This is a genomic window from Acidobacterium capsulatum ATCC 51196 (assembly GCF_000022565.1).
In the GTDB taxonomy this organism is placed as follows: Bacteria; Acidobacteriota; Terriglobia; order Terriglobales; family Acidobacteriaceae; genus Acidobacterium; species Acidobacterium capsulatum.
The window spans coordinates 2,246,935-2,273,501 of record NC_012483.1 but is presented as its reverse complement, the minus strand read 5'-3'; the positions used below and the strand labels follow the sequence as shown (position 1 = coordinate 2,273,501).

Below are 26,567 nucleotides of genomic sequence, written 5' to 3'. Positions count from 1 at the left end.
ATGCACCTGCGCGGAGTTTTTTGCAGCATGCTGGCGTTTGGTGGCATTTTATGGCTCACCGGCTGTACCGCAAATGCGCCGCGCACCACGATAGGTCAACCGCAAACGCCGAGCGCGGTGATCTTCTCTTCGGCGACGCCTAAAACGCTGGCGGTGAATGCCAGTGCGACGCTTGTCGCGAATGCGATTTATTCCGACAGCCTTGCCTCCTCGCAGCGGAATACCGCTGTGACCTGGTCAGTCGCCTGCGGGAGCACGGGAGCCTGCGGCGGCTTCAGCGCCAGTGATGAAGGAGGCGCGATTGTCTATACCGCGCCGGTCGCGATTCCTTCGGGAGGCACGGTTACCATTACAGCGACCTCTGTGGCCGATGCCTCCGTCTCAGCTTCGGCGACGATCACCGTTGTTGGCCCGCAGCCTATTACCGTGAGTTTTCCCGCGCACATGCCCGCTACGCTCGAGGCGGGTTCCATATTTCAGTTCAGTGCTGCCATCCAGAACGATGTCAGCGCTCATCCTGAGGTAGGTTGGTCAGCTACCTGCGACGGCATTGATTGCGGGTCTTTTTCACCAGATGCAACAACCGAGGAACAAGTCACGACCTATACTGCGCCATCCACTATTCCCTCTGGCGGAACGGTGACAGTCACTGCGATTTCGAAGACTGATCCCAGCAAAACGGCCTCGGCCACGATCACCATCACAGCGCCTGCTCCCACGCTTGCCAATGGGACATACGTCTTCTCGCTCGCCGGGCCTGACTCATTCAGCGGTATGCCTAGCTTCACAGCCGGAGCTTTTACTGCCAGCAACGGCCAGATCACTGGTGGCGAGCAGGATACGGTGGACTACGAGCCCACCAGCCCGACCTATTCCGGGCAGACGAACTATTCTTATGAGGCATATTCGAATCACTACACCATCACCGGAGGCAGCTATGGAAGCACGGGCGATGGCAATCTTGCAGTCACTCTGCAGTTGAACCAATACGGCACGGAGACTTTGAGCGGGACTCTCGCCGCCAGCGGCCAGGGACTTGTGGCGAACCTCAACGGAGCCCCCGGCAGCAATGGCGCGCTCACGCTGCAAACCAGCGCGGCTAGGCCCTCCGGTGGCTATGCGCTCACCTTGAGCGGCGGCGATCAGTTCAACCAATACGAGGTCACGATGGGCGGCGTGCTCAACTTTGACGGAGCGGGAAGCATCTCTGGCAACGGGAGCGAGCTCGACGTTTTGGACTATGCGGTGGGCGCGAATGGTCTGCAGCCCGTGGGGGAGAGCACGGTCTCCGCGCCGGATTCCTATGGGCGGGTTGTGATCCAGGTCAACCCGGGCGTGAATGCCGTATTTCAGCCGGTGCAGCTTGCCGCATACATCGCCAGTCCTCAAGAGATGCAACTGGTTGAGACGGGCGTGCAGCAAGGGCTCTACAGCACGTCTTTTGAGGGTGTGCTGGGCGGCACGGCGCTGGGGCAGGGCAGCGCGACCGGCCAGTTCAGCACCGCGTCTCTGGCTAACACCTCCTATATCTTTGGCGGTAATGGAGTCGATACCAAAGGTCCGCTTCAGGTCGCGGGTGTGCTCACGTTTCATTCCGATGGTACGGTGGCAGGCGATATCAACTGGAATGATCGCAGCGGGAGCCAGCCTGCATTGCCCTCCACCATTGCGGGCGATTACACCGTCGATGCCGCGGGGCGCGTAGTGATTACCCACCTCAGCACGAACAAGTCTTTTCTGTACTCCATGAACTGGTATCTCACCGGCGATGGCAATGGACTGCTAGTCTCCAGTGATCCGAATGACTACTTCTCAGGACAGGCTTTTGAGCAGCAGAACGGCACGCTTGACGCCAGTGATTTGCAAGGCAGCTACGGGCTGAACGCAACCCTGTACGGCTCTGGCGCGGGCCAGGTTTCTGCCGGGCCGCTTGATTTCACCGGCCCGCTTATGTTCACCGCATCCAGTGGATCGGCGCAACTTTCCGGCTATGCCGATGACGGCGCGGGCCTCGCCGACTATGCCCTTAGCGGCAGCCTCTCGACTTTTGCAAGTGGAATCCTGAGGGGTTCGCTCACCGGATTTGATCTGTCTTCACCTGCAGCCGCCGGCAGTTTTGTGTTCTATCAGGCAAGTCCATCGCAGGGTTTGTTGCTGGAAACAGACAGCGCGCACATGACACTCGGGCTTTTGCAACAAGCACAGTAGCGCTTATGGAAGAGAACGGCTCGCGCTCCCTGCGTGGCCGCTCCATGGTTTGCCGCCAAGGGACGAAGCATGGAGGCCTGTGGGTAAAAAGATGCCGCTGCCTTATCTCGACGCGAGTGGCGCGAGAAATGCATTCTGAAATTTGCCTTTAGGATCGCACTCGCGCATGAGCGTGCGGAAATCATCGATGCGTGCGTAGCGAGCCGCGAGCTTTGCTGGCGGAAGCGTGAATAGCTTGCCCCAGTGCGCCCGCACGCCGAATGGCTCCAGCGCTGCTTCGATGGCGGGCAGCACGCGCTGCACCTGCTCCCACTCCGGCTTCCAGGTAAAGTGCAGCGCAAAGCTCGCGCGCTGGTAGTTCATACTCATCCACCAGTCGTCGGCGGCAATGACGCGTAGTTCGCTCACCAGCAGCAGGGGAGCGATCTGTTCCTTCAGCTTCTCGACTGCGCTCAGTGCCGCATAGGCATCTTCGAGTGCTACGAAATACTCGGTCTGCAGTTCCGCGCCGCTGCTTGGTGTGAACTGCAGCCGGAAGTGCGGCAGTCGCTCGTGCCAAGGCCCCGGAGCATCCTGCTGCGGCGTGCAATGCACGGCTTCGTGCCCGCTGATCGGATGCACGTCGTGCGCCATCGCCCGCGCGCCGAAGAATTCTGCATTGTGTGCCGTTTGCGCTCCCGCCTCCACGCGCCGTTTCACCCACGCCTGCGTGGCGCGCGCCTCGCGCCAATCGGTGAAGAGGCTCACGCTGTAGGCCGCGCCGTAAATGTCGAGCAGGTGATCCTTCAGGACGGCGAAGGGCAAGCCGGCATACACCGTTTGCGCAATCTGAAAGCTCGGCTGCACATCGAGCGTCAGCCGCGCGGCCACGCCCAACGCGCCCAGTGAAACGATGGCTCCCTGGAAGGCTTCGCGATTCTCGTTGCGAGCGAACCGGCGAATTGTGCCGTCACCAGTTACGATGTCCACGGCCGCGACCGCCGTTGCCAGATTGCCGTTGTGCAGGCCCGATCCATGCGTCGCGGTCGCGCAGGCTCCTGCCACGGAAATGTGCGGCAGCGAAGCCAGATTGTGCAGCGCGTAACCTTGGGCCTCGAGCCACGCAGCCAGCTCGCCGTAGCGCACGCCCGCTTCCACGGTCACCTGCGAGGCTGCGCGATCGAGTGTGATGCCCTGCAGATGTTCGAGCGAGATCTGCGTGCCGGTGGTGTCGGCAATGTCCTGAAAGGAGTGACGCGTGCCCAGTGCCTTGCAATGCCCGGCTTGCGCCACGCATTCCTGCAGTTCGGCCATCGAGCGCGGTGTGGCGAGCTCCGCGGCTTTGTAGCGGTAATTTCCAGCCCAGTTGGTGCGAGAGGTTGCGTTGGTCATGGCAGAAGAGAAAAACCTTCTCCTCAGCCTATCAATCACTTGCATTTGACCCTGCCGCGCCTCGTCTTTAGGCTAAAAGGAGCCCCCAACGAGGATTTCGCCCATGCAATTCACACTCCAGGAACTCCAGAAAGAGTCGATTGTCTTCGACGAATCGCTCGCTCCGGGCCAGATCGATTTTGGCATCGAGTTGACCCAGCATGGTTCCTTGAGGGCCAAGGGCCAGGCTGACCTCATTGAAGAGCATCGCGGCCCCAAAGACATCGTTTCTGACATTCGTGTCCGGGCTGAGTACTCCGGGCGTTTCGCGATCCTTTGCGCGCGCTGCCTGGAGCCGGTTGAATATCCGGTGAGCGGTCATTTCGACCTGATTTTTCGTCCTATCGGGGTAGAAGACGGTCCGACGGAGCACTCCATCGGCGATTCTGAGACGGAAATCGGTTATTATCAAAATGACGGTCTATTGCTGGAAGACGTGTTGCGGGAGCAGGTGATTCTGTCCCTCCCCGCCAAGACGCTTTGCCGCGAAGACTGCAAAGGGCTATGCCCTCGCTGCGGACAAAATCTGAACAGCGGCTCCTGCTCCTGCGATACGGTTCCGTCCGATCCGCGGTGGACAGCGCTCTCAGACCTGCGCAGCCGGCTGAAGCCAGAAGAATAAGGTTTTGTCGCGCGCCGGGCGCATTGCACGCTGACCCGCGCTGCCGAACGAAAGGAATTTGCAATGCCCAATCCCAAGCGCCGCCACTCCAAGGCGCGCACCTCCAAGCGCCGCGCGCATGACGCGCTCACCGCGACCGGCATCTCTGAGTGCCCCAACTGTCATGAGCCGAAGCTGCCCCACCGGATCTGCCGCAAGTGCGGCACCTACAAGGGCCGCGAGGTCATTGAAACCAAGGAAGCTGCCAGCTAGTCTCGCGCGCTGATGCTCACTGACATCGCCCTCGACGCTTGGGGATCTGACAAGGCTCCCGAACCGGAGATCAAAGGCGCCATTCTTGCATGCCGTCATCTGCCGGTCCGCGTTCATCTCGTGGGCCAGCAGGACGTTCTGGAGCCATTACTGGCCCAGGCGCTTCGTGGTGCCCGCCTGCCGATTGAGATCGTGCATGCGAGCGAGCGCATCGCCATGGACGAAAAGGCTGCTCAGGCTGTTCGGACCAAACGCGATAGTTCGATGCGCGTGGGGCTCAAGCTTGTTCGCGAGAAGAAGGTTGCCGGTTTCTTCACGGCCGGCAACACGGGCGCGGCGATGGCCACGGCCAAGATGGTGCTGGGCGCGCTGCCCGGCGTTGATCGCCCGGCATTGGCGCTGGCGGTGCCTACGCTGACCGGCCCTACCATTCTGCTCGACGTTGGTGCGAATACCGACTGTAAGGCCCACAATCTGGAGCAGTTTGCCGTCATGGGCGAGATGTATGCCCGCAAAGTGCTCAAGGTCGACCGCCCGCGCGTCGGCATTTTGTCTGTCGGCGAAGAAGAAGGCAAGGGCAACGATCTTACCCGTGAAGCCTTCCCGCTCATCAAGGCGCTGCCGTTGAATTTCATTGGCAATGTTGAGGGCCGCGATATTTATAACGGTCACTGCGATGTGATTGTCTGCGACGGATTCGTGGGCAATGTCGCGCTCAAGACCTCTGAGGGCATCCTCAAGCTGGTGCGCGAAATGCTCAAGATATCGCTCAAAAGCACGGTCACCGCGCAGGTGGGTGCGCTGCTCTCCCGCCGGGCTTTCGATGAGTTCAAGCGCCGACTTGATCCGTCAGAGTACGGTGGAACTCCTCTGCTCGGAGTGCGCGGCGTCTGCATCATCGGTCATGGATCCTCGAATGACCGGGCCATCATGAATGGCATCCGGGTCGCAGCCGAGTTTGCCACGGCGGGCGTCAATCAGCAGTTGGAAGCCGATTTTGCGGCTCCAGCCGATTCCCATGCCTGATTTTTACCGGACCATCTAGTCTGCTTCACGGGACACCGCTCCTGAACAGGGCAAGCGCACCGTCGCCATCTGCTCGCAAAAGAACCACAAGGAAATCTTCGCGATGACAGAAAAGTCAGTGGCAACCATCCGTTACGGGCGCCTGGCACCGTGTCTTGAGGTGAGCGACATTCAGGCCGCTCACCACTTTTATTGCAGTGTGCTTGGCTTTCAGAAGGTCTTTGAGAACGGCTTGCCGGTCGGCTTCATGGTGTTAAAGAAAGATGACGCCGAACTGCACCTGAGCTGGAAGCGCAATCATCAGGCGAGCACGACCAATGTGGCGCATCTGTTTGTGGATGATGTGGCGGCGCTCTATCAGCACTGTCAGCAAGCCGGCGTGCGCATTATCAGGTCGCTTGCCGGCAAGGATTATGGGCAGGACGCATTCGTCTTCGCCGACCCGGATGGCAACCGCATCGATGTGGGCCAACGCAGGATCTGAGTAGATTTTGCAATCCGGATGCAGGCAAGTGGCCTGTCATTTTTGAGTGGAGCAGTGGGCCACACCTTGCCCTCCGGCATCCCAATCATTTGAAATAACAACGAACATGAGCACACCTACACTGGTATTTCTTTTTCCTGGGCAGAATTCGCAGTCTGTCGGCATGGGCCGCGATCTGTACGAGCAGTTTCCCGTCGCGCGCCGCACTTTTGAGGAGGCCGACGAGGCTCTCGGTTTTTCTGTCTCGAAGCTCTGCTTCGAGGGACCCGAAGATCAGCTCAAGCTCACCGAGTTTCAGCAGCCTGCCATTTGTACGGTGAGCGTGGCTGCCCTGCGCGTGCTGCAGGAGCGCGGCATTCAGCCCGGCTTTGTGGCGGGCCACTCGCTCGGAGAATATGCGGCCAATGTGGCCGCCGGTTCGCTGGCCTTTGCCGATGCTGTGCGCACGGTGCGTCATCGGGGAGCCTACATGCAGCAGGCTGTTCCCGCGGGCAAGGGTGCCATGGCGGCCATCCTGGGCATCTCCTCTGAGGCTGCGGCCGAGGCCTGCGCCGCTGCGGCGCTCGAGAAAGGAAGCATTGTCTCGGCGGCCAACTTCAATTCGCCGGAGCAGACGGTCATCTCTGGCGAGGCGGCCGCCGTGGAGCGTGCCTGCGAGTTGTGCAAAGAGCGGGGAGCCAAGCGCGTGGTACCTCTGCAGGTCAGCGCGCCCTTCCATTGCGCGCTGATGCAGCCGGCGCAGGATCAGCTTGCCAAGCTGCTCCACGAGTTGACTTTCGCTGATGCCAACATGCCGGTCGTCGTGAATGTCGATGCCGCCATGGTCACCACCGCAAACGTATTGCGCGACGCGCTCATTCGCCAGGTTACCGGCACGGTGCGGTGGGTGGAGTCCGTGCGCAATCTCATTGATAAGCAGCCGGCACACTTTGTTGAAGTCGGCCCGGGTCGGGTGCTGAGCGGATTGATGCGCCAGATTGACCGCGCGCAGAGCTGCCTCAATGTGGAAGACAAGGCGAGCCTGGAGAAGACGCTCGCCGCGCTTCAGGCCTAAGTCTCATAAGGGTGCCCACGTCTGTGTATCCGGACGTGGGCACCAAGGAACGCGTGCCCGTTCATCGTGCCTTTTTGTACGATGGACAGGAAAACCACCGGCCCGGAACCCCCACAATCTCCTCGGCTTCAAGTAAAATGCTCAAAGAGGCCGACGTAGCTCAGTTGGTAGAGCAGCCGATTCGTAATCGGCAGGTCACCGGTTCAAGTCCGGTCGTCGGCTCCAGCCGATTTCCCCTCCTCAAAAAGAATCAAGTTTAGTACCCACTTATCCACGATTTTTATTGCACGCTACTTGTCCTTGTGGCAGAGGTGCTTGGATAATCGCGGCAGTGAGCGAAGTCATCGTCAACTCGTACACGCGTCGAGATATTCTTCGCATCCTCCGCATTCACGCGCAGCAACTGCGCGCTTGGGAACGCGCGGGCATCTTCCCTCACATTGAGACGTACAGTTTTGAGCATCTTGTGCAGTTGCGCAAGCTACGCGACCTTTGCTCCACGCGCCTCTCCGCGTCGCATATTCGCGCCAGCATTCAGGCGATGCAGCAGGCTTCGGGCATGAGCAATCCGCTGTTGGAGGCGGGTACGGCGCGCGATGGTGCCCGTGTGGTGTTTCGGCACTCCGGCACGCTGATGGACCCGATTGGCGGGCAGCTCCTGTTTGACTTTGAGCATGGTGCCGATGTGGCCCGCGAAGATGGTCATCGCTTTCGCCGTGAGCCAGCGCCCCATACGCCGGCGGCGTTTCTTGAGGCGGTACAGTGTGAAGAGGCCGGCAACATCGACGAAGCAGTCGCGCTGTATGAGGCGATTCTGGCGCAGGCCCCCGGTCACGCACCGTCGGCGATTAACCTGGGAACGATCTATTACCACCGCAAGGATTATGCCCGCGCGGAGCGGCTCTACCGGGGCGCGACCGAAGCAGACCCGAATTATGCGCTGGCATTCTTTGACCTAGGAAACGTGCTGGACGAATTGCAGCGCATGACGGAAGCGATCGAGGCTTACCAGGCCGCGATTCGTCTCGTGCCGCGTTATGCTGATGCCCACTACAATCTGGCGCTTGCCTACGAGCGGCAGGGTGAGCGGCGGCAGGCGTTGCGCCACTGGACGGCTTACATCAAGCTCGATCCCCACGGCCCCTGGCACAATCATGCGCGTCTGCAAATTCGCAAACTTCTTGACAGAGAAAAGCTCAAGATCGTCGCCCGCCGCAGCTCTTCTTCCAAATAGATATCAGACTCTGTTCCGGCTCGTGCAAGACGTGCGTCGGGATGCCCCTTTTGTGCCCCCGCGGGCCATCTGCCAGGAAATGAGAATTGTTCTTTTCCGGCGGCGCTTCAAGCCTAATGCCTTCGAGACAAAAAAATCGGCGCCAGCCTGAGCTGGCGCCAAGAGAGGCACTTCCTGTTTTCTCTTTCTTCCCGTAAGACCTGGCGGTCTTCGGAGAAGCCTGTTTCAATCGCGGCTACAGCCTTAGGCCTGCGCCCTCGCTGTACGCTCTGCCGTCCTGAAGAGAACGATCAGAACTGGTAGCTGATGGTGCCGTAGACCGAGGCCGGGGCTCCGGGATAGGCGTTGATGTAGTTCGCAGGCGGATTGTTCGGATCCGGTGCTATGGAGGCGAAATAGCCGCCGCTGGAGATGTACTCATACTGGTTGTACTTCGAGTTCGCCACGTTCATGGCATCCAGCTTGAGATTGAAAGATTGCTTGTGGAAGGTGATGGGAGCGTTGAAGCCCAGATTCAGGGTGGTGTATGAGGGCATGGTGGTCTTGTCAGGCATACCAGTCTGGTTCGACCAGAGATGCTGCGAACCCGTACTGGTGAGCCAGAGGCGCGGCTCGATGATCTCGCGGCCGTGGTGCTGGATGGCGTAGTAAATACCGGTGTTGAAGGTGTAGTTGGGAATATAGGAAACCGGCAGATTGTTGAAGTATTGGCAGCCTGCTGCTATTCCGGCGGGGTTGGATGTCTTGCCGCACACAGCGAGCGTACCGCCGGTGACGTAAGTGGTGAAGCTGGAGGCTTCGCCTGCGAAGTTGACGAAGAAGTGCAGTTGCGAGGTGGGGTCGGCATCGAGGAAGGCGTCTACACCGTGATACTCAGAGGTGCCGCCGCTGGTGAGTTCCACGCCAAGCGCTGTTTCGACGTCGATTTCCTGGTTGCTGTAGGTGTTGTGGTAGTAGTTGATGCCGGCAATGAAGTTGTGAAGTACGGGTGCGTTCACGAAGTGAATCTTGCCGCCGATCTGCGCATACTTGCCTTCGGCCAGGATGTAGTACTTGGGGTTCACCTTCTGGAAGAGACCGCCGCCGCCACCGAAGGAAGGCGAGCGATAGGTGGTGTCATAACCTCCATACAGCGTGAGCCAGTGCTTCGGGGTCACGGTGACGTCGATCGAAGGTTCTACAGCAGAGCGGCTTTCGTGTGAGGAGCAGAGGGAACCCTGGTCTGTCGCATTCGGTGTTCCCAGAATGTTTTTGAGAGGATCGGCCGTGGTGGGATACAGCGAGCAGTGGGTGGAGGGAGTTACGCCGGCCGCGAAGGTGAAATCCCGGAAGGCCTGATCGCTGTAGTTGGTATTGAAGCCGTCTACGCGGACGCCCGGAATGATGTGAATCTGCGGGATGGGGTGGAAGTCGTCCTGCGCATAGAAGGTGACGTTGTTCTGATCGAAGTATCCGGAGCGGAATTTGGAGCCGAAACCGACCACCTGATTCTGGCCACTGGCACCGTCATTGGGGTTAAAGAAAATGTTGCGGGTGTTGTAAAGCTCGTGGATGAAGTATCCGCCAAAGTTGATGGTGTTGTAGGGCAGCACCTGTGACACGTTGATCTTTTCGCCAAAGATGTTGCTGTGGGGATTGTTCCACTCATCCACCTGGGGGCCGCCGCTGAGAGCATCGGCCGTGCGGTGATGGAAGCGGCGAATGTGGGTGTACCAGGTGAGGTTCTGGAAGGACATGCTGCGGCTGACCTGGAAGTGCTCACGCGCATAGACCATGGCCATCTCGTTGGTGTCGTACTTGTTGTAGTCTGCGAAGGGCAGAACGGTGTAGTAGCCGCTGGTGGCCTGGCTGAAGTGCGTGGTGGTTCCGGGAATCGTCAGGCCGATGTCCGTGGTGGGAATGACGGTGGGGCGATAGCCTCCGGCCTTGGAGTAGAAGGCGCCAAAGGCAAGGCTGCCGCGCGAGAAGGTCTTGAGTGTCTTGCCGAAGATGGAACCGTTCTTGGAGTGATTGCCAAAGCCGTCAGGACCCTGGAGGTAGCTGTCCCCGCGGCCAAGGCCGCCGCCGATGACGGTGGACCATCCGCCGATCTGGCCGGTATTGCCGACGAAGGCGAAATTCTGCTGGCCTTCGGGACCCTGGGTGCCCTCAACGCTGAGGTGATGACCAACGGTGGGCTGCACGGGAACGAAGTCCACGCGCCCACCGATGTCGGTATACCAGCGATTCATGGGCTGGCCCGGGCCATAAGTGACCTGAAGATTCTGCATGACCAGGTTCTGGGGCATGGTGGCCGACTGCCAGAGACCGGTGGCCGGATCGGCGACAGGCACGCCGTCAAAGGTGATGCCGAGCGAGCCGGGTCCGGTAAAGCTGGTGGCTTCGCCTGCCCAGCCTTGCTGAATGCCGTTGAGGATGATGGTGTACTTGGTCGAGCCGGTCTGGCCGTAGCCCATGACGTTGGCGCCAGGAGTCGATTGCACCATCTGTGCGCCGCCCGCAACGGGGCCGCTGGCCTCAATTTCCTTGCGGTCAATCACGCGTACCGTGCCGGGCATGAGCATGACCTGACCGCGCGTGGGCACCGGCGTGGCTTCAGGATTGATGGTGCCGCGGACAGTGACGCTCTGCGAGAGGGCCGCGAGCTTCATCGTGACATCCGCAGTGGATTGGGTAGCCGGGGCGATCTGCTGCGAATAGGTTTCAAAGCCTGACTTGACGATCGTCAGCAGTTGATTGTGCGCGACCACGCCGCTGAATTCATAGCTTCCATCGGCGCCGGAGATCGTGCTGAGCACGGTGTTGCTGGTCAGGTCGGTCAACGAGACCGCCGCGCCCGGAATCACGGCGCCGGATGGGTCGGTAATCTTGCCGTGAATCGTGACAGTAGCGTACTGCCGCGCGGCAGCGGATGCCGCAAGAGCATGAGAACTGGGCGAGAAGCCCAGAGATGCTATCGCGAGAATGAGAGTCAGAGATCGACGCAAGTTGGTTCCTCCGAAAATTGTTGGTGCTTTGTGAAGTGCTTCCGCTTTTCCTGATCGCTGGGCCCAATGCAATGGATCAGAGGAGCGGTGGTTCGCCTTGAGGTGAGCGGAGTGCGCCTGAAGGCAGAACATGAGAGAGCCGCATGCGCGCCTGACGGAGTATGCGCCCGGGTGCGTGAATGCGCGGCTCGGCTTAGAGCGTGGGAGGTGGCCGGTGGAAGAAGTGGCCGAGGGAATCCCGCTGGGCGAGAAGTTGCCAGTCAGGATGGGGCGAATCGAAGGGCACAGCGGCTGCCAGAACGAGCTCCGGAAGAGATGCGGGCAATGCGGTTGCGTGGAATGTACCCATGAAGCCGGTCCGAGCCAGCACGTCAGGTGCGGCCAGGGCTGTCCGCATGGTCTCACTGCCTTCTGTATCAGAAAGCAGCTTGGCAACGGGAACACGCCGGCCGTGGGAGGCAGCCTGGTAGAGAGAGGCTTTGAATTGCGTTCCCCAACAAAGAACAAGCAGAGCCAGGAGCAGATACTCCAGCCTGGGGAGCTGCCATCGAGATGGGAGTCGAAGCCTTTTCACCGCACTATTCCGGCAGAGTTGTCTGCTTAGTCGCAGTATGAGAAAGGCGGCGGCCTCTCTGGTGAATGAAGGTTCAACACATTGTTACAGCCTCTTGAAAAGGAAGGAATTTATTAAGAAGAGCTTCAGGATTGAAGCCGAATTCAGACTAAATTCATCTTTTTAATTTCAGCGTCATAAATGACGCAAAACCCAGCCATCTCACCCGGTGTCGCTCGCGTGCAGATGGCGAGTGGTACTCTCCAGATGTAAAGCTATGTTTTTTCGATTGATTGGCGTGCTGACTCTGGGGTCTTTCGTGGGGGTTGTTCCTGGAGCTACTCCTTCGGCAACGACTTCTTCTTCGCTCCCTCAGGCGGCGAATCCCCCCCTCATTCTGCCTGCCAGCTTTGGTTCGTGGAAACGGGGCGTCGTGCAGCAGGCAACTCCTGAAGTGCAGGACGATGCCGCGTGGAGAGAATTCGGCTTTCAGACCGGCAGCCAGGCCAGCTATGTACGTGCTGGAGCGAAGGTCACGGTATCGGCTTTTCAGTTCCCTGATGCCACCGGCGCCTATGGCGCATTCACGCTTCTTCATGCTCCGGGCATGCAGCCAGAACAGATTGCGGCGGAACGTTACGCAACGGCCAGGCTAAGCAAGCCCGGTAAAGATGGGCGGCGTCCAAGACTGTTTATCCCCGCAACGCAGTACAACGGAGCCCGGAGCGGTGACGTATGGCTGCTGTGGAAGGGCAACCTGCTGGTGGAAGCGGCCTTCGCGTCCGGGCTGCCTGGCGAGAAGGCGGCGATGATGCAGTTGGACATGGCATTGTCGTCAGCGGCGGGGTCAGCCGGAGTTCCGCCAGGACTGCCGGAGCAGTTGCCGCAGGAGGGGCTCGATGTTGCAAGTCTGCGCTATGCGATCGGCCCTGCGGCGTATCAACTGGAGGGCGGCGTGCTGCCGCCGGAGCTGATTCACTTTGATCAGGATGCTGAAGCGGTCACTGCGCAATATGGCAAGGGCACGCTCACGCTGCTTGCCTACCCTACCCCCCAGATTGCCGATGCCCGCATGGCGGCGATTGCCGGAGCGCTGCAGCAGGGCGCAGTGAAAGGCACGCCGGGAGCGCTGCTGGTCAAGCGCGCCGGAACCCGTGTGGCCGTGACCAGCGGAGGGTTTACGCCGGCTCAGGCAAAGGCGCTGTTGGCACAGGTGCAATTTCGCGAGCACATCGCGATGGACCGGTTGAAGCCCAAGGTCAGCGAAATTGCCAAGACTGCGCAGATGCTCACCTCGGTGGCTCTGCTCACAGTGATTTTGGGCGGAGCTTCGATTCTGCTGGGGCTGTTTCTGGGCGGCGGGCGCGCCATCTATCGAGTGATGCGCGGCAAGCCGGCATCCAGCCTGCACGACGAAGAGTTCATCGCCCTGAACATCAACGACAAGTAGACCGGCCAGGGAACCTGGCTGGGTTCCAGGTTGACGGTCCGTCTGGCCTGATTGCACCGTCATTGGTGCAAGGTAAGGGATAAGCGGTGTCCTTTGAGGGGGCTAGGGGGCAGGTGGCGGGACCAGTGGCGAATAAAAGGAGAAATAATGATTCAGCCATGTCCTGGAAGGTAGCTTTGTAACTTGTTGATAAATAAAATGGTTGCAGGCGAGGGTATTTTGCCTTGACACTGGTTTTGCCCAAACATAGTATTTCGCCAGAAAGTTCTGATGGCTTTGCCTCCGTTGGAACTATTCTCCCTAAAAGAAAAGGCCGCCCTGTTGCCGGGCGGTCTTTTCGTGTTTTGGCATGAAATTTGCCCTGCTTTTTCGGGGTTTCTCCGGCTCGCCCGCGAATCTTCGTATGTGGAACAATCTGCTCATGAAGTTTCTGCAAAGTTTGGCGGTTTCTCTTCTTCTTTGCGCGCCGAGCGGCCTGCTGGCGCAGAGCCATGGCGTAGCGGTCGATCACATCGATCATTCGGTGAAGCCGGGCAACAATTTTTACGAGTATGCCAACGGTGAGTGGCTGAAGCACACCGTGATTCCGCCGGATCGCGTAGCGGTCGGTGGTTTCTCCATCGTTGCGGACCGCACCGATAAACGGGTGAAGAGCATCATCGAGAACGCAGAGAAGGCCAACACCGCGCCCGCTACGAACGAGCGCATGATCGCTGATTTGTACCACTCCTACATGGACACGCAGGCCATCGATGCGGAAGGATTAAAGCCGCTGCAGCCGAGGATGCGGCAGATTGATGCAATTCATTCGCGCAAGGACCTGGCGCGCGTGCTGGGCGAGACGCTGCGTGCGGACGTGGACGCGCTGAACGATACGAACTTTCACACTCTGAACTTGTTTGGACTGTGGGTTGCTCCGGACTTTAACGATCCGAACCATTACACGGCTTACCTGCTGCAGGGCGGACTGGTCCTGCCGAACCGCGCGTACTACCTGGACTCTTCGGCGCACATGCAGCAGATTCGTATGGCGTACCAGAAGCACATCGCCACCATGTTTGAACTGGCGGGATTTGATCACGCTCCCGAACGCGCGGCCCGTGTGTACCGGCTCGAGCTGGCCCTTGCGAAGACGCATTGGTCACTCGAAGAAAACGAGGATATCCATAAGGCAAACAACCCGTGGACGCAGGCGGAGTTTGCCGCCAAGGCTCCGGGGCTGGACTGGAAGACGTACTTTGAGGCGGCGGGTCTGGCGCATCAGAAGTCATTCATCGTCTGGGAGCCGTCCGCGTTTACGGGAGAGGCGGCGCTGGTGGCAGGCACTCCGCTCGATGCATGGAAGGACTGGCTGCGCTATCACCTGATCGAACAGAATGCGAGCGGTCTGCCGTCGAAGATGGCAGAGGCGGAGTTCGACTTCTTTGGCAAAACTCTGAATGGAGCAGAGCAGCAGCGGCCCCGCGATCATCGCGGCGTGATGCTGGTGAACGATGTGTTGGGCGATGCCGTGGGGCAGATTTATGCCAAGCGATATTTCTCCGCACAGGAAAAAGCCAAGGTACAGGCACTGGTGGCGAACCTGATTGCTACCTATCACAAGCGGCTGGAGGCCAATACCTGGCTTGCACCTTCAACGAAGAAAGAAGCCATCAAGAAGCTCGATAGCCTCAAGGTGAGCGTAGGCTATCCGGACTCGTGGGAGAGCTATGCCGGCCTTGAGATCAAGGCCGAAGACCTGATGGGCAATCTGATGCGGGCGCGGCTCTTCCATTACCGTTACGAGCTGTCACGCATTGGCCAGCCAGTCAATCGCCGCGAGTGGTGCATGGAGCCGCAGACGGTGAACGCAGTCAACCTGCCTCTGGATAACGCGCTGAACTTTCCGGCCGCTATTCTGCAGCCACCGTTCTACGACCCCAAGGCGCCGGATGCCTTCAACTACGGCGCGATTGGCTCGGTGATTGGCCATGAGATTTCGCACACCTTCGACGCTGAGGGCTCAACCTTTGATGCCGAAGGCCAAGTGCGCAACTGGTGGACTCCCGAAGATCATGCGCATTTTGAGGCTGTGACAGCGGCGCTGGCGCGGCAATATGACCAGTACTCGCCCTTCCCCGGTGTACACGTGAACGGCAAGCAGACCATAGATGAAGACATTGCCGATGTGGCGGGGTTGTCGGATGCCTATGAGGCCTATCACCTCTCGCTGCACGGCAAGAAGGCTCCGGTAGTCGATGGGCTGACGGGCGACCAGCAGTTCTTCCTTGCATTTGCGCAGAACTGGGCGGAAAAAGTGCGTCCGGCAGCTTTGCGGGCGCAGATTGTGAATGATCCGCACGCACCGGCGCAGTACCGGGCAGAGACGGTGCGCAACATCAATGGCTGGTACAAGGCATTCGATGTGAAGCCGGGCGACAAGCTGTATCTACGGCCCGATCAGCGGGTGCATATCTGGTAGAGGCTGGCTGTCGAAGCGGATGCGCCTTCGGCGCAAGAGAAGAGGCCTGCATGTGCAGGCCTCTTCTCTCTTGTGTCGTTTGCCGCTACAGAATCGACATCTGCTTTGCGGTTTTCACGATGATGTCGAGGGCCTGATCGAGCTGCTCGCGGGTGTGTTCGCTGGTCATGATGGTGCGAATGCGGGCCTTGCCTTCAGGAACGGTTGGGAAGGCGATGCCGGTGGCCATGACCCCGGCGTCAAAGAGCGCGCGAGAGAAGTCCATGGTCTTGCGGCCGTCGCCGACGATGATCGGGGTTATGGGTGTTTCGCTGGCCGGGGTGGATTTGCCGCCGATATCAAAGCCGGCGTGGCCGAGCTGCTCTTTGAAGTAGCGCGTATTGCTCCAAAGGCGCTCAATGCGCTCGGGTTCATTCTCCAGAATGTCGAAGGCCGCAATGCAAGTGGCGGCCACCGATGGCGGATGCGAGGTGGAGAAGAGAAATGGACGCGCGCGGTGATAGAGGTAGTCGATGAGATCTTTGGAGCCGCAAACATAGCCGCCCAGTGCGCCAATGGCCTTGGAAAGCGTGCCAACCTGCACATCAACCCGGCCATGGCAGCCAAAGTGATCCACCGATCCGCGGCCATTGCGGCCCAGCACGCCCGAGGCATGAGCATCGTCCACCATCATGATGGCGCCATACTTGTCCGCGAGATCGCAGAGCTTGTCGACGGGGCCGATGTCTCCATCCATGGAGAAGACGCCGTCGGTGATGATGAGCTTGCGGCCGGGCTCGCTGGCGACCTCTTTGAGCAGTTCTTCGGCGTGGGCAACATCTTTGTGACGGAAGACCTTGATTTTGGCACGGGAAAGACGGGCGCCGTCGATGATGGAGGCGTGGTTTAGCTCGTCAGAGATGATGAAGTCTTCTTTGCCAAGAATGGATGAAACCGTGCCGGCATTCGCCGTGAATCCGCTCTGGAAGACGACGCAGGCTTCCACGTTTTTGAAGCGGGCGATCTTTTCCTCCAACTCCATGTGAATTTTCATGGTGCCTGCGATGGTCCGGACGGCTCCCGAGCCGACGCCGTAATCGCGTATTGCCTGGATGGCGGCCTCGCGCAGCTTGGGGTGATCGCAAAGCCCCAGGTAGTTGTTGGAGGCGAGGTTAATGACCTTTTTGCCGTCGTAGGTGCAGACTGGGGCCTGAATGTCGTCCAGTACGCGCAGGCGGAAGTGCGTACCCTTTTGCTTCAGTTCGTCGAGTTGGGCGGTCAGGTGCCGAAGTTGAGAGCGCTCAGAGAGTGGATGGGCCATAACCGAATATCGTACCGTGCCGGCCGCATTTGCGGGGGCTATCCCGGCGGAAAGCAGGCCATGAGGCAAGCTTCCAGTCGAATTCCGGGGCAGGCGTGGAGTGGCCTCCTATACAATACGGGCAGACCAACCCCAGCGGTTCAGGAAGCAGAGATCTAACGAATGATTCGGCAGTTTTCGTATGGCGCGGGCGAGCGCAAACCCAGCGCGGCAATCTATGTGGTGCTCCTCACCGTTCTTACCCTCCTCTCGATTCCTGCTGCGCATGCGCAGCAGGTGACGCGCACGAACCTGAGCACGAGTAGCGTGAACGGGAAGCTGACACTGCAGGCGACGGTCTCCGGCATGACCAGCGCTCCGCTGAACAGTGGCTCGGTCAGCTTTGAGACCTCAAAGGGCTCGCTGGGATCGGCTTTTGTGCAGAATGGAACGGCATCGCTCACAGTGAGTTCGCTACCTGCGGGCGTTTCGCAGGTAACCGCGGTCTATCATCCGGTGACCAGCGATTATGCGCTCTCGGCCTCTGTGCCTGCGGCCGTGTCGGCAGATACTACGTCCACCGTAGCGAGTTTTAATGTGACGGCCACGCCCTCATCTGTCACGTTGACGGCGGGGCAGTACACCACGGTGCTGCTCACGGTGAACTCCGTAAACGGCTTTGCAGGTACCGTCGATCTTTCCTGTTCCTTCCTGCCGGCCACACTCGGGCAGGAGGCGGATTGTGCATTCAGCCCTGACACTCTCGCCCTCACCGCCAATGGCTCGATGACGAGCTCAATGCAGATTAATACCTACGCGGCCTCTGGCATTTATTCCTCAAAGAACGAGACGCCCTTCCATCGTGGACAGACTTATCTCGCCTTCCTGTTGCCGGGCGGATTTGCGTTGTTCGGTGTGGTCGCGCTGCGCCGCAAGAACGGAAATGCGCTTCGCATGATGGGCATGGTTGCGTTGCTGGCGGTCTGTACGGCTGGATTGACGGCGTGCGGCGCGCGTTATGGCTACCTGCTGCACAAGCCGTTCCCAAACCCCGGAACGCCGAAGGGCTCCTACACTCTGGTGGTTTCAGCCTACTCGTCCAACGGCACGCAGGTGCAGCAGGCGACGTCAAGCTCGGGCTGCTCGGGTGCCGCCTGCATTGCGCTGACGGTGCAGTAGAACGCAAGAGTGGAAATTCACGAGGCCGGGGCAGATGCTCCGGCCTTGGTGTTTTGGCTGGCGGCAACGCCAACCGGCTCAGGCGTGGTGGCCATCGCGATACTGGCCAGAGAGGGCCGGGCTATGAATGCCTCGGTAGTTGGCAAACCTTGATTACCTCGTTGCTATAGGGGCAGGAGAATTGTGTCGCGGCACTCGGGGGCAGCAGTATCCATGTGACTCCAAGAGGCGTGAGTGTTTTGACGCGCTCGGCGTCGGATTCGGCGTTGATGTGCAGCGTTGCGTTGCGCTCGCGTGCCCAGCGGAAGGCGAGGCTGGGGAAGACGGCGACGACTCCGGCGTCCTTGTCATCGGGCAACTGGCTGCGCTCTGACAGTACGCGGAAGCCCTGCTCGTCTTCTTCGGGTTGGTAAACGAGCCTCGGATTGAAAGCAAAGACTGCATTGGGTGGTGTGTGGCCGCGTATCCAGAGAAATGCCTGTGACCAGGGATTTTTGGGCGCAAGGCCGGGCCATTCGACCGCGCGGCATCCTGGATAGCTCAGGTGCGCGGCAACGCCCATGCCGGTGAAGGCCAGGAGAAAGAAGACAAATGCGATCCATGTGTGGCGGCGTGTGAGGTGCGCGACCAATCCGCCAAAGAGGATGACACCGAGTGCATACAGGATGTGATCGATGCGCATGACCTGCAGGGGGACCAGTAGATATGGCCCGCGCACGGGAACAAAGGAGGCTGCGATGATGAGGCTGCTGGCCCCCGTCAGTAGCGCGGCCAGGCATGTCTGGGCGATGCGGCTGCGAAGGCCAGACTTCCACGCGGTGACAGCGAAAAGAATCAGCGGCAGTACGGCTCCTGCGATCTCGTACCACTGCCAGCGGCCAAGAAAAAGAAATGTATGTGCCGGGAGCAGCAATGCCTCACGATATGCAAGAAAAATAGGCTCGAAGAGGCCATTCCAATAGGCGATAGCTGCGGCGAGTATGCCCATGATGCAGAGGCTCAGGGCAAAGCGAGGCCGTTCCCGGTCCAGCGCAATCAGTATCACTACGAACGCAAATGCAAAGGCCGCCATGAGCGGATGCAGCAGCGCGGCAAGCACTATCCAGATGCCGGTGCGCATATAGCGGCGGTCGAGCGCAGCGGAGACAGCCAGCAGATCAAGCGGCGTGGAAAAAGAGCGCGCAGTCAGGTATGGGTCCATGATGACCAGCGCGGTACCCGCGACTGGCAGGGAATAAAGGGCCGCGGCCATCCAAAGAGCGCCAAGGCGTGCGCGCTGAGAGGTCAGCAGCCGCACGGCGACCTGCCAGCAGGCGTAGAGAAAAAGCGCGGTAGAAAACAGGTACGCGCCGAAGATTGCCCAGGCGAAGTTGGCGTGGGTAAGCCGAATGAAATGAGCCAGCGCGGGAGCAAAAATCGACAGATGAGTGTGAGAGACGATGAACGGCGCATCGGAGCGGTATAAGCCGGAATCAATCAACTTGCGGACACCGGCGAGATAAATGCCGGCGTCGTTTGACCACGGGTGGTAGCCCTGTACGAAGAGAATCAACACGGTGAGCCCAGCGAAGAGGCTCCACGGCGTGCGATTGGGGGCGGGCGCGAAGATGGCGGTGAAGATGGCGCGGGAAGACTTCTTCACTCTTGTGGCTTCTCCGGTGTGGAATGCGGCGCGGCGAGCGCTGTCTGAATGATTTGACACGCGGCAGCCTCAATGGCGGGATCGTCGCCAAACCCGGCCAGCCAATGGACCTCCGGTTCGCGTCGAAACCAGGTGAGCTGGCGCTTGGCATAGTTGCGGTGGCCCTGCTGCGCGGCCGCGATGGCATCCTTCAGCGCAAGCTCGCCGCTCAGCACCTGTTTCGCCTGCCGGTACCCGAGCGCATCGAGCGTAGGCAGAGTATTGCCGTATGTCTTCATGATGTAGCTGGTCTCCTCGAGCAAGCCGTACTCAAACATCGACTGGGCGCGGCCATCGATGCGTGCATAAAGTGCTTGCCGGTCAGGGTTGAGGCCAATGCGCAGCACGCGGTAGCCGGTGAGAGGATCGCGGCCTGCCTGCCAGGCCTGTGTGATGGGCTGCCGTGCGGCGAGGCACACCTCAATGGCGCGAATGAGCTTTGGCGTGTCATTCGCATGAATACGTTCCGCTGCGGCCGCATCGAGCCGCTGGAGCAGGCGATGCAACCACCCCGCAGGATGACGTTGCGCGCTCCGTTCGAGGCGCTCGCGCAGTTTGGCGGAGCGCGGCGGCCCTGGGAAGAGGCCGTCGATCAGCGCTCGCAGATAAAAACCTGTCCCCCCGGTCACGATCGGCAGATGTTGGCGGCCGCTAATCTCAGCGATCGCGGCGCGGCCCAGACGGCTGTAGTCTCCGGCCGTGCACCATTCCTGCGGGCCAAAGACGTCAATGAGGTAATGGGGCACTCGGGCGCGCTCGGCGAGTGAGGGCTTGGCCGAACCGATCTCCAGCTCGCGGTAGACTGCAATCGAATCGCAACTGACAATCTCGCCGTTGAAGCGCTCGGCAAGCGCGAGGGAGAGCGCAGTTTTTCCACTTGCGGTCGGGCCGAGCAGCACCACCAGAAGTGGTTGCAAGACAGGATCTGTATCGGGGACGCGGCTCAAAAGATGCGCCACCAGCCGGGCGCGAAGAGAGCATGCCAGTTGGCCCGCATCAGCGCAAAGAAAGCGAGAAGCACCGCCAGCAGAATCAGGCCGCGCACCTGCTGGCGCGGCACACGGTCCGGATCACGCCCTGCCGCTGGTTTTTGCGAGCCGGGACCAGACTCGCGGGACGGCTGCGAGTCTGACATGGCTATTGACCACCCGGAGTTTCGTTGTATAGGAAGTTGAACTGCAGGGCCAGATATTTGCCCTTGAACTGCTTGGGGAGCGGCGGGTAGGGTGAAGCGCCCGTGATGCCACCCCAGGCCGCGCGGTCGAGCGCAACATCGCCCGATGGGCCGTAAAGCTGCATCACGTGCACGCTGCCGTCTGGGTAAATCTCAAAGCGGATCGCAACCTCACCCTGCTTATTGAGGGGCGGACGTGCCTCTTCGGGAATGATGGGATACCAGGCCCGTTTGGTGGCCTCGATGACTTTTTGGATATAGTGGCTGAAGTCCACGCCCATCGTGTCGCTCAGAATCTCGACGGCTCCCTGCTCGCCGTTGTGCTGCACGGGCGCATTCATGCCTTCATCGCCGCCGTTCTGGCCGCCTCCGCCTCCTCCGTAATAGGAGCCGCGCGAGGCCGCGCGAAGAGCCTGCTGAAGCTGCTCGCCGGGCGAGACGCTGGTGCTGGCGCGGAAGTTCTGAATCTTTGGCGCGGGCGCGGGAGCGCTTAACTTCGACTGGCTGTTGTTGGGCAGCGGTTGCGCCGGAGGTGTCTTGGGAGCGCGCTGGGCCTGCGGCTGCGCGCCACGCGGCATGGGCCGCTGCGCCTGCTGGGTTGGGGCGGGCCGCTGCTGCGGGGCAGGCCGTTGTGGCCGTCCGGGCGAACGCAATTCTCCCGCCCTGCGCATCGCTTCCAACTGCTGCGGGGTCTTCTTGACCGGAACCGGGTGCTTGCTTTCGGCTACTCGATTCTGGTCGGAAATAATATTGGTCTGCTTGGGCTTCTGCTTCAGCAGATCGGGCGGAAGCTGGATGTAGGAGAGTTGCTTGGGAGGATGCTCCCGCAACTGCTCTGCCGGCGTAACCACGCGAACATGCCAGAGATGCTTGGGGCCGTAGATGAGAAACCAGGCCACGAGCAAGTGCAGAATGATCGATACCCAGATCATCTCGCGCACGCGTCCCCACGACTTTGCGTCCTCCAGGTCTTCAATGACGTGGAGGAGATGATCGGCGTCCAGGTCTTCGTAACGGTTGCGCGTATTCCTGGGCGTCGGCGGCTCAGGAGGTGCCTGGTTCGTTGGGACTTCAGTGATCGGCATGCTGAATCTGCAACAGGGGCGAAGCAAAACCCCTTCCGAAGGGGGCTGCGTGGCTCCTCTGCAAATTCTCTCATTGAAGGCGGAAAATCCCTAACTTCCGGAAGGAATTCTTCCCCTTACAATCGAGAAAGATGATTTCTTCCGCGGTTATCACCGTCAGTGACTCTTGTTTTCGGGGCGAACGTGAAGACGTTTCCGGTCCCGCGGTGGCGCTGGCATTGGCGGAGGCGGGATTTTCGGTGATTTTGCGACGCACCGTGCCCGATGAGGTGGCGGCCATCCAGGCGGAGCTGCTTGGCTGCCTGGCCCAGGCGCGCCTGGTTGTGACGACCGGCGGCACTGGGATTGGCCCGCGCGACGTGACTCCAGACGCGACGCGGCCCCTGTGTGACCGCTCGCTCGATGGCGTGGCGGAGCTGATGCGGTCCGAAGGCCGTCAGGAGACAATTTTTTCCGTTTTGAGCCGAGCTTTTTGCGGCACAGCGGGCTTGTCAATCATCTTGAATTTACCGGGAAGTCCGCGCGGCGCTGTGACCTCACTGCGCGCGGTGCTGCCATTGCTGCCGCATGCGCTTCGCCTGCTGCAGGGCGACACTCAGCACGACGATACCGCCCGAGATCAGGAAGTCCATTGAAGCGCTTTATCGCCTTATTGACGAAGTGGAAGGTTTTTCTCCTCGCCTTTGTGAAGCCGCTGGGCTTCTGGGGCGCGGGAGTGATCGCATTTATCGACGCCAGCTCAATCCCGCTCCCCATGGACCTCATCATGGCCGGATATGCCTGGTCGGACCGCTGGCATTTTTATATCTACGCCATCATGGCCGGCGTGGGCTCCTCGATTGGCGCTCTCATTCCGTATTACCTTGGCCGTGCCGGTGGCGAGCTCTTCCTGCTGCGGCGTATTGATCGCAAACGCTTTGAGGCGCTGCGCGACCGCTTTGAACGGCAGGAGATGATGGCGATGATCATCCCGTCCATGATGCCGCCACCCACGCCCTGGAAGCTGTTTGTGTTTGGTGCGGGCGTCTTCGAGATGAGAACGCCGCAGTTTCTGCTGGCTGTGTTTATCGGGCGCACCATTCGCTACATGGTGGAGGGGCTGCTCACCGTGTTATACGGGCCTGAGATCATCGTTCTGTTCGGCAAACTCGTACACAAGCACCTGATTCTGCTGCTGGTCTGCTCGCTGGCGTTCATTGGACTGATTGTCTGGTGGCTGGTGTGGCGAGCGCTGAAGCCTGTCAAAGAGTAAGGCTCTGCAAGAGCCGTTCATCTCTCCGACTCCGCACAACCTTCACCCGCTGCCGAGGCTGCGAAGAATCTCGTAGCCTCGGCAGCGAATCATCTGCACTCAAGGTGCGGGCGAGTTTGTCTTCGCTTCGAGTGCCGCGCTCCGAAGCGCATTTTCATGTGAATGCTCCTGATCGCGTGCGTTCTCGGCAAAGCGCAGGGTCGGCAGGTGCTGCGGATAGTTTTGCTGGATGAAGAGGATCATCTTCTCGCGGGCGAGGCAGCGCAGGTCAAAGAGCTTGCCCGAGTCAGTTGCACTCAGCAGACAGCGCAACTGCATGGTCGTCTTGAAGAGGTCGGTGACTTGCAGCACCTGCGCCTTGCCGTCCCACAGTGTCGTCTCTTTCAATATGCGCTCAAACTCTTTGCGCAGCGGATCGACCGGGCAGGTGTAGTCCACGTAGATATAAAAGGTGCCAATCAAATCAGAGGAAGTGCGGGTCCAATTCTGAAATGGATTCTCGATGAACCAGGTGAGCGGCACGATGAGGCGTTCGAGATTCCAGATTTTCACTACGACATAGGCCGAGGTAATCTCCTCAATGCGGCCCCACTGGCCATCTACAATCACCACGTCATCGAGGCGAATCGGCTCGGTCAAGGCAATCTGAATGCCCGCTAGCATGTTGCCCACGGTGGTTTTGGCCGCGCTGGCGAGTGCAAAAGAGGCGAGTCCGGCCGATGCAATCAAGCCCGCGCCATATTGCCAGATGCGCGTGTGATTGAAGGTGTAGAGTACGAGACCCGCCGTCAACACAAAAACGAAGATGAGCGCGATGCGGCGAATGACGGCAAGCTGGGTACGAATACGGCGGGCGTTGAGGTTATCCGCGGTGCTCATGTCGTAGCGCCGCACCATGACGTCTTCAAAGGTATAAACGAAGGCGACCAGTACCCAGCCGATGCAAATAAGAAAAATGATGTGAAGAATATGCTCAACCGTGCCGGCCATCGAATCGTTGAGCTGGAAGAAGGGGACGGCGCTCATCGCGGCCGCGATGCCAAAGATCCAGAATGCCGGACGGCTGAAGCGGCCGATAAAGCGATGGTTCATCAGCGAAATCTTGCGTCGGAGCACAAAACGGAAAACGACGAAGTAAATACCGTACGCCACGAAGAGCGCACCGAGGAGCACGGCGGTCCCTACGATAATTCTGTGCGTCTGTCCCTGCCCGCTTTTGAAAATCTGTCCCAAAATAGCTAGAACAACCGCTGGAAGAACCGTAAGGTGATGCATGCATGCTCCTTGCGAAAAAATCTTGCCTAAAAGGTTACAGGCAGGCATCTCGACCGACGCCGTAAAAGCACCTGCTGAGGGGGACAAATAAGTAGATGGCAGAAAGGCGTGAACAGGCTGCCATCCCGTATACTCAGGGGTCCGATATGCGAAAAGTAACCCCGGTTTTACTGGTCCACGGCGGTGCCTGGGCCATTCCTGAAGATGCGCGCGAGGCCCACCGCCAAGGTGTAAGCACGGCGCTCGCCCAAGGCTATGCCGTGCTTGAAAAAGGCGGCTCCGCGCTCGATGCGGTCGAGGCCGCCGTTACGGTTCTCGAAGATGACCCTACCTTCGATGCCGCGACCGGCAGCTTTTTGACCCGCGATGGCCGCGTGCAGATGGATGCCCTATTGATGGACGGCGCGCGCATGCTCGCCGGCGGCGTGGCATGCGTGGAGCGGCTCAAGAACCCCATTCAGGCCGCGCGGCTGGTGCTTGAGAAAAGCCATCATGTTTATTTTGTGGGCCAGGGCGCCGAAGAGTTCGCGCAGGAGCACGGCATGGCTTTGATCGACAATGCCGAACTGGTGCTTGACCGCGAGCGGGAGCGGTTGCGGTCGGCGCAGGAAAAAGCCAAAGCCGGACTGCCTGACACCACCTTTGCCGGTGACGATCCACTGGCCTCCCATGACACCGTGGGAGCCGTAGCGCTTGACTCTGAGGGCCGTATCGCCGCCGCGACTTCGACGGGCGGCACTCTGAATAAGGCTCCGGGGCGGGTGGGTGATTCTTCGCTCATCGGTTGCGGATGCTATGCCGACAACCTCAGTGCGGCCGTCTCGCTCACGGGGTGGGGCGAGCCCATCATGAAACTGGTCCTGGGCAAATGGGCGACCGATCGCGTGCAGTCCGGAATGGCTCCGGAAGAGGCGGCGCAAGCGGCCATTGCGTATCTGGCGCGGCGGCTGCAAGGCCATGCCGGCATGATTCTGTTGAGCCCTGATGGGCGCTGGGGCATTGCGCATAATACTCCGCAGATGGCCTGGGGCGTATGCGATGCGCAGGGACCGCGCGTAGGGCTCGAGTTCAGAGGGTGATCTACTCTGCTTGATTTCTGCAGCGCCAAGCCCACAACGGTCTCGGCCGCGTCTGAAATAATCGAGTCCATGCTCGTACTTGCTTCTGCTTCCCCGCGCCGTCGCGAATTGCTGGCGCAGGCGGGATATGAATTTTCTACTGCCGTGGCCGGCATTGATGAATCGGTGCGCGAAGGGGAGAACCCAATCGCCTATGTAACGCGGCTGGCGCGCGAAAAAGCCGTGGCTGTACACGCTGTTCAGCCCGCCGATTCGATTGTTCTGGGGGCAGACACCACGGTCGTGTCGCCCACCGGAGAAATGCTGGGCAAACCGGAAAACGATCAGGATGCAGCGCGCATGCTGCGCCTGCTGGCCGGTGCAACGCATACAGTGATCACCGGTGTGGCGCTGCTGCAGGGCAGCCATGCGGAGACTGCTGCCGAGGTCACTTACGTGACCATGCGCACGCTCAGCGATGCTGAAATTGCCTCGTACATTCAGACGGGCGAACCGCGGGACAAAGCTGGGGCGTATGCCATTCAGGGGTATGCCGCGCGATGGATTCCGCGCATACACGGCTGCTATTTCAATGTAGTGGGCTTACCGCTGGCGCTCGTGACGGCAATGCTCGAAGGAATTCAGGCCAAGAGGACGCGGTAACAGGATTACGTCGTTTGCGGTTGCTCTTCGCTGTCAGAGCTGGAGGCGGGCGGATCGGCCGCGCCGAGCGGCACCTCGTCCGTGCTCGGCGGCGTCTTGAATTTTGGGCCGGCCATGACCAGGCCAAGAATGACCGCCAACGACGCGCCGAGAAACGCAAACTCGATCCACTTGATCATT

General features: G+C 59.9%; 24 protein-coding genes and 1 tRNA gene. 15 read left to right on the top strand and 10 right to left on the bottom strand.

Annotated elements, in window-relative coordinates:
* The first annotated feature begins 27 nt into the window (after nt 1-27).
* Nucleotides 28-2,208, top strand: coding sequence for a hypothetical protein (locus ACP_RS09220; protein WP_015897040.1), 2,181 nt, complete (start codon nt 28-30; stop codon nt 2,206-2,208).
* A gap of 102 nt (nt 2,209-2,310) precedes the next feature.
* On the opposite strand, the gene ACP_RS09215 is transcribed toward ACP_RS09220, so the two are convergent.
* Nucleotides 2,311-3,579 (bottom strand): FAD-binding protein, encoded by a 1,269-nt coding sequence (locus tag ACP_RS09215; RefSeq protein WP_015897039.1) that lies wholly within the window; start codon nt 3,577-3,579, stop codon nt 2,311-2,313.
* Nucleotides 3,580-3,682: 103 nt separating this feature from the next.
* Between ACP_RS09215 and ACP_RS09210 the strand changes: the two genes are divergently transcribed.
* From ACP_RS09210 to ACP_RS09180, 7 genes are all read left to right on the top strand, one after another.
* Nucleotides 3,683-4,240 carry a YceD family protein gene (locus ACP_RS09210; protein WP_015897038.1) on the top strand — a complete coding sequence of 186 codons (558 nt, stop codon included), beginning with the start codon at nt 3,683-3,685 and terminating at the stop codon, nt 4,238-4,240.
* A 63-nt stretch (nt 4,241-4,303) separates the two neighbouring features.
* On the top strand, nt 4,304-4,492 hold the full coding sequence (gene rpmF / locus ACP_RS09205) for a 50S ribosomal protein L32 (RefSeq protein WP_015897037.1): 189 nt from the start codon (nt 4,304-4,306) through the stop codon (nt 4,490-4,492).
* A 12-nt stretch (nt 4,493-4,504) separates the two neighbouring features.
* Complete coding sequence (gene plsX / locus ACP_RS09200) at nt 4,505-5,518, top strand: phosphate acyltransferase PlsX (RefSeq protein WP_015897036.1); 1,014 nt, start codon at nt 4,505-4,507, stop codon at nt 5,516-5,518.
* A 103-nt stretch (nt 5,519-5,621) separates the two neighbouring features.
* Nucleotides 5,622-6,002 (top strand): VOC family protein, encoded by a 381-nt coding sequence (locus ACP_RS09195; RefSeq protein ID WP_015897035.1) that lies wholly within the window; start codon nt 5,622-5,624, stop codon nt 6,000-6,002.
* Nucleotides 6,003-6,108: 106 nt separating this feature from the next.
* Nucleotides 6,109-7,056, top strand: coding sequence for an ACP S-malonyltransferase (fabD, locus tag ACP_RS09190; RefSeq protein ID WP_015897034.1), 948 nt, complete (start codon nt 6,109-6,111; stop codon nt 7,054-7,056).
* 149 nt (nt 7,057-7,205) lie between these two features.
* Nucleotides 7,206-7,281: transfer RNA gene (locus ACP_RS09185), tRNA-Thr, on the top strand.
* A 106-nt stretch (nt 7,282-7,387) separates the two neighbouring features.
* Nucleotides 7,388-8,290: a tetratricopeptide repeat protein gene (locus tag ACP_RS09180; RefSeq protein ID WP_015897033.1), complete on the top strand. Its 903-nt coding sequence runs from the start codon at nt 7,388-7,390 to the stop codon at nt 8,288-8,290.
* A 290-nt stretch (nt 8,291-8,580) separates the two neighbouring features.
* Here ACP_RS09180 and ACP_RS09175 read toward each other — a convergent pair whose 3' ends face one another.
* Together ACP_RS09175 and ACP_RS18100 are read right to left on the bottom strand one after the other, a co-directional pair.
* Entirely contained in the window at nt 8,581-11,277 is a 2,697-nt protein-coding gene (locus ACP_RS09175; protein ID WP_052294771.1) for a TonB-dependent receptor, read from the bottom strand.
* A gap of 193 nt (nt 11,278-11,470) precedes the next feature.
* Nucleotides 11,471-11,674 carry a hypothetical protein gene (locus ACP_RS18100; RefSeq protein ID WP_148215107.1) on the bottom strand — a complete coding sequence of 68 codons (204 nt, stop codon included), beginning with the start codon at nt 11,672-11,674 and terminating at the stop codon, nt 11,471-11,473.
* A gap of 433 nt (nt 11,675-12,107) precedes the next feature.
* Between ACP_RS18100 and ACP_RS09165 the strand changes: the two genes are divergently transcribed.
* Both ACP_RS09165 and ACP_RS09160 read left to right on the top strand, forming a co-directional pair.
* The gene (locus tag ACP_RS09165) at nt 12,108-13,280 is read left to right on the top strand and encodes a DUF6599 family protein (RefSeq protein WP_148215106.1); all 1,173 of its coding nucleotides are present in this window, start codon (nt 12,108-12,110) and stop codon (nt 13,278-13,280) included.
* Nucleotides 13,281-13,701: 421 nt separating this feature from the next.
* Nucleotides 13,702-15,741, top strand: coding sequence for a M13 family metallopeptidase (locus ACP_RS09160; protein WP_041840143.1), 2,040 nt, complete (start codon nt 13,702-13,704; stop codon nt 15,739-15,741).
* Between the two features lie 85 nt (nt 15,742-15,826).
* Here ACP_RS09160 and ACP_RS09155 read toward each other — a convergent pair whose 3' ends face one another.
* Nucleotides 15,827-17,041, bottom strand: a complete 1,215-nt coding sequence (locus ACP_RS09155; protein WP_015897029.1) for a glycine C-acetyltransferase — start codon at nt 17,039-17,041, stop codon at nt 15,827-15,829.
* A 162-nt stretch (nt 17,042-17,203) separates the two neighbouring features.
* On the opposite strand from ACP_RS09155, the gene ACP_RS09150 reads away from it, so the two are divergent.
* Nucleotides 17,204-18,199 (top strand): Ig-like domain-containing protein, encoded by a 996-nt coding sequence (locus ACP_RS09150; protein WP_015897028.1) that lies wholly within the window; start codon nt 17,204-17,206, stop codon nt 18,197-18,199.
* 121 nt (nt 18,200-18,320) lie between these two features.
* Here ACP_RS09150 and ACP_RS09145 read toward each other — a convergent pair whose 3' ends face one another.
* Genes ACP_RS09145 through ACP_RS09130 form a run of 4 tightly spaced genes read right to left on the bottom strand, consistent with a single transcriptional unit; the run spans nt 18,321 to nt 22,139 of the window.
* Nucleotides 18,321-19,841 carry a hypothetical protein gene (locus tag ACP_RS09145; RefSeq protein ID WP_015897026.1) on the bottom strand — a complete coding sequence of 507 codons (1,521 nt, stop codon included), beginning with the start codon at nt 19,839-19,841 and terminating at the stop codon, nt 18,321-18,323.
* Nucleotides 19,838-20,797 (bottom strand): tRNA (adenosine(37)-N6)-dimethylallyltransferase MiaA, encoded by a 960-nt coding sequence (gene miaA / locus ACP_RS09140; RefSeq protein ID WP_015897025.1) that lies wholly within the window; start codon nt 20,795-20,797, stop codon nt 19,838-19,840. The genes ACP_RS09145 and miaA overlap by 4 nt, the downstream gene beginning before the upstream one ends.
* 26 nt (nt 20,798-20,823) lie before the next feature.
* A complete protein-coding gene (locus ACP_RS09135; protein ID WP_015897024.1) occupies nt 20,824-21,015 on the bottom strand; it encodes a hypothetical protein in 192 nt (63 codons plus the stop codon).
* Between the two features lie 2 nt (nt 21,016-21,017).
* Nucleotides 21,018-22,139 carry a cell envelope integrity TolA family protein gene (locus tag ACP_RS09130; protein WP_041839445.1) on the bottom strand — a complete coding sequence of 374 codons (1,122 nt, stop codon included), beginning with the start codon at nt 22,137-22,139 and terminating at the stop codon, nt 21,018-21,020.
* A 131-nt stretch (nt 22,140-22,270) separates the two neighbouring features.
* Between ACP_RS09130 and ACP_RS09125 the strand changes: the two genes are divergently transcribed.
* Both ACP_RS09125 and ACP_RS09120 read left to right on the top strand, forming a co-directional pair.
* Nucleotides 22,271-22,774, top strand: coding sequence for a MogA/MoaB family molybdenum cofactor biosynthesis protein (locus ACP_RS09125; protein ID WP_015897023.1), 504 nt, complete (start codon nt 22,271-22,273; stop codon nt 22,772-22,774).
* 17 nt (nt 22,775-22,791) lie between these two features.
* The gene (locus ACP_RS09120) at nt 22,792-23,391 is read left to right on the top strand and encodes a YqaA family protein (RefSeq protein WP_015897022.1); all 600 of its coding nucleotides are present in this window, start codon (nt 22,792-22,794) and stop codon (nt 23,389-23,391) included.
* Nucleotides 23,392-23,490: 99 nt separating this feature from the next.
* On the opposite strand, the gene ACP_RS09115 is transcribed toward ACP_RS09120, so the two are convergent.
* A complete protein-coding gene (locus tag ACP_RS09115) occupies nt 23,491-24,483 on the bottom strand; it encodes a mechanosensitive ion channel family protein (protein ID WP_238525517.1) in 993 nt (330 codons plus the stop codon).
* Nucleotides 24,484-24,812: 329 nt separating this feature from the next.
* Between ACP_RS09115 and ACP_RS09110 the strand changes: the two genes are divergently transcribed.
* Complete coding sequence (locus ACP_RS09110; RefSeq protein WP_015897020.1) at nt 24,813-25,745, top strand: isoaspartyl peptidase/L-asparaginase; 933 nt, start codon at nt 24,813-24,815, stop codon at nt 25,743-25,745.
* Nucleotides 25,746-25,814: 69 nt separating this feature from the next.
* Complete coding sequence (locus ACP_RS09105; RefSeq protein ID WP_015897019.1) at nt 25,815-26,387, top strand: Maf family protein; 573 nt, start codon at nt 25,815-25,817, stop codon at nt 26,385-26,387.
* Between the two features lie 5 nt (nt 26,388-26,392).
* Here the strand turns inward: ACP_RS09105 and ACP_RS18315 are convergent, their stop codons facing one another.
* On the bottom strand, nt 26,393-26,566 hold the full coding sequence (locus ACP_RS18315) for a hypothetical protein (RefSeq protein WP_015897018.1): 174 nt from the start codon (nt 26,564-26,566) through the stop codon (nt 26,393-26,395).
* Nucleotide 26,567 lies beyond the last annotated feature (1 nt).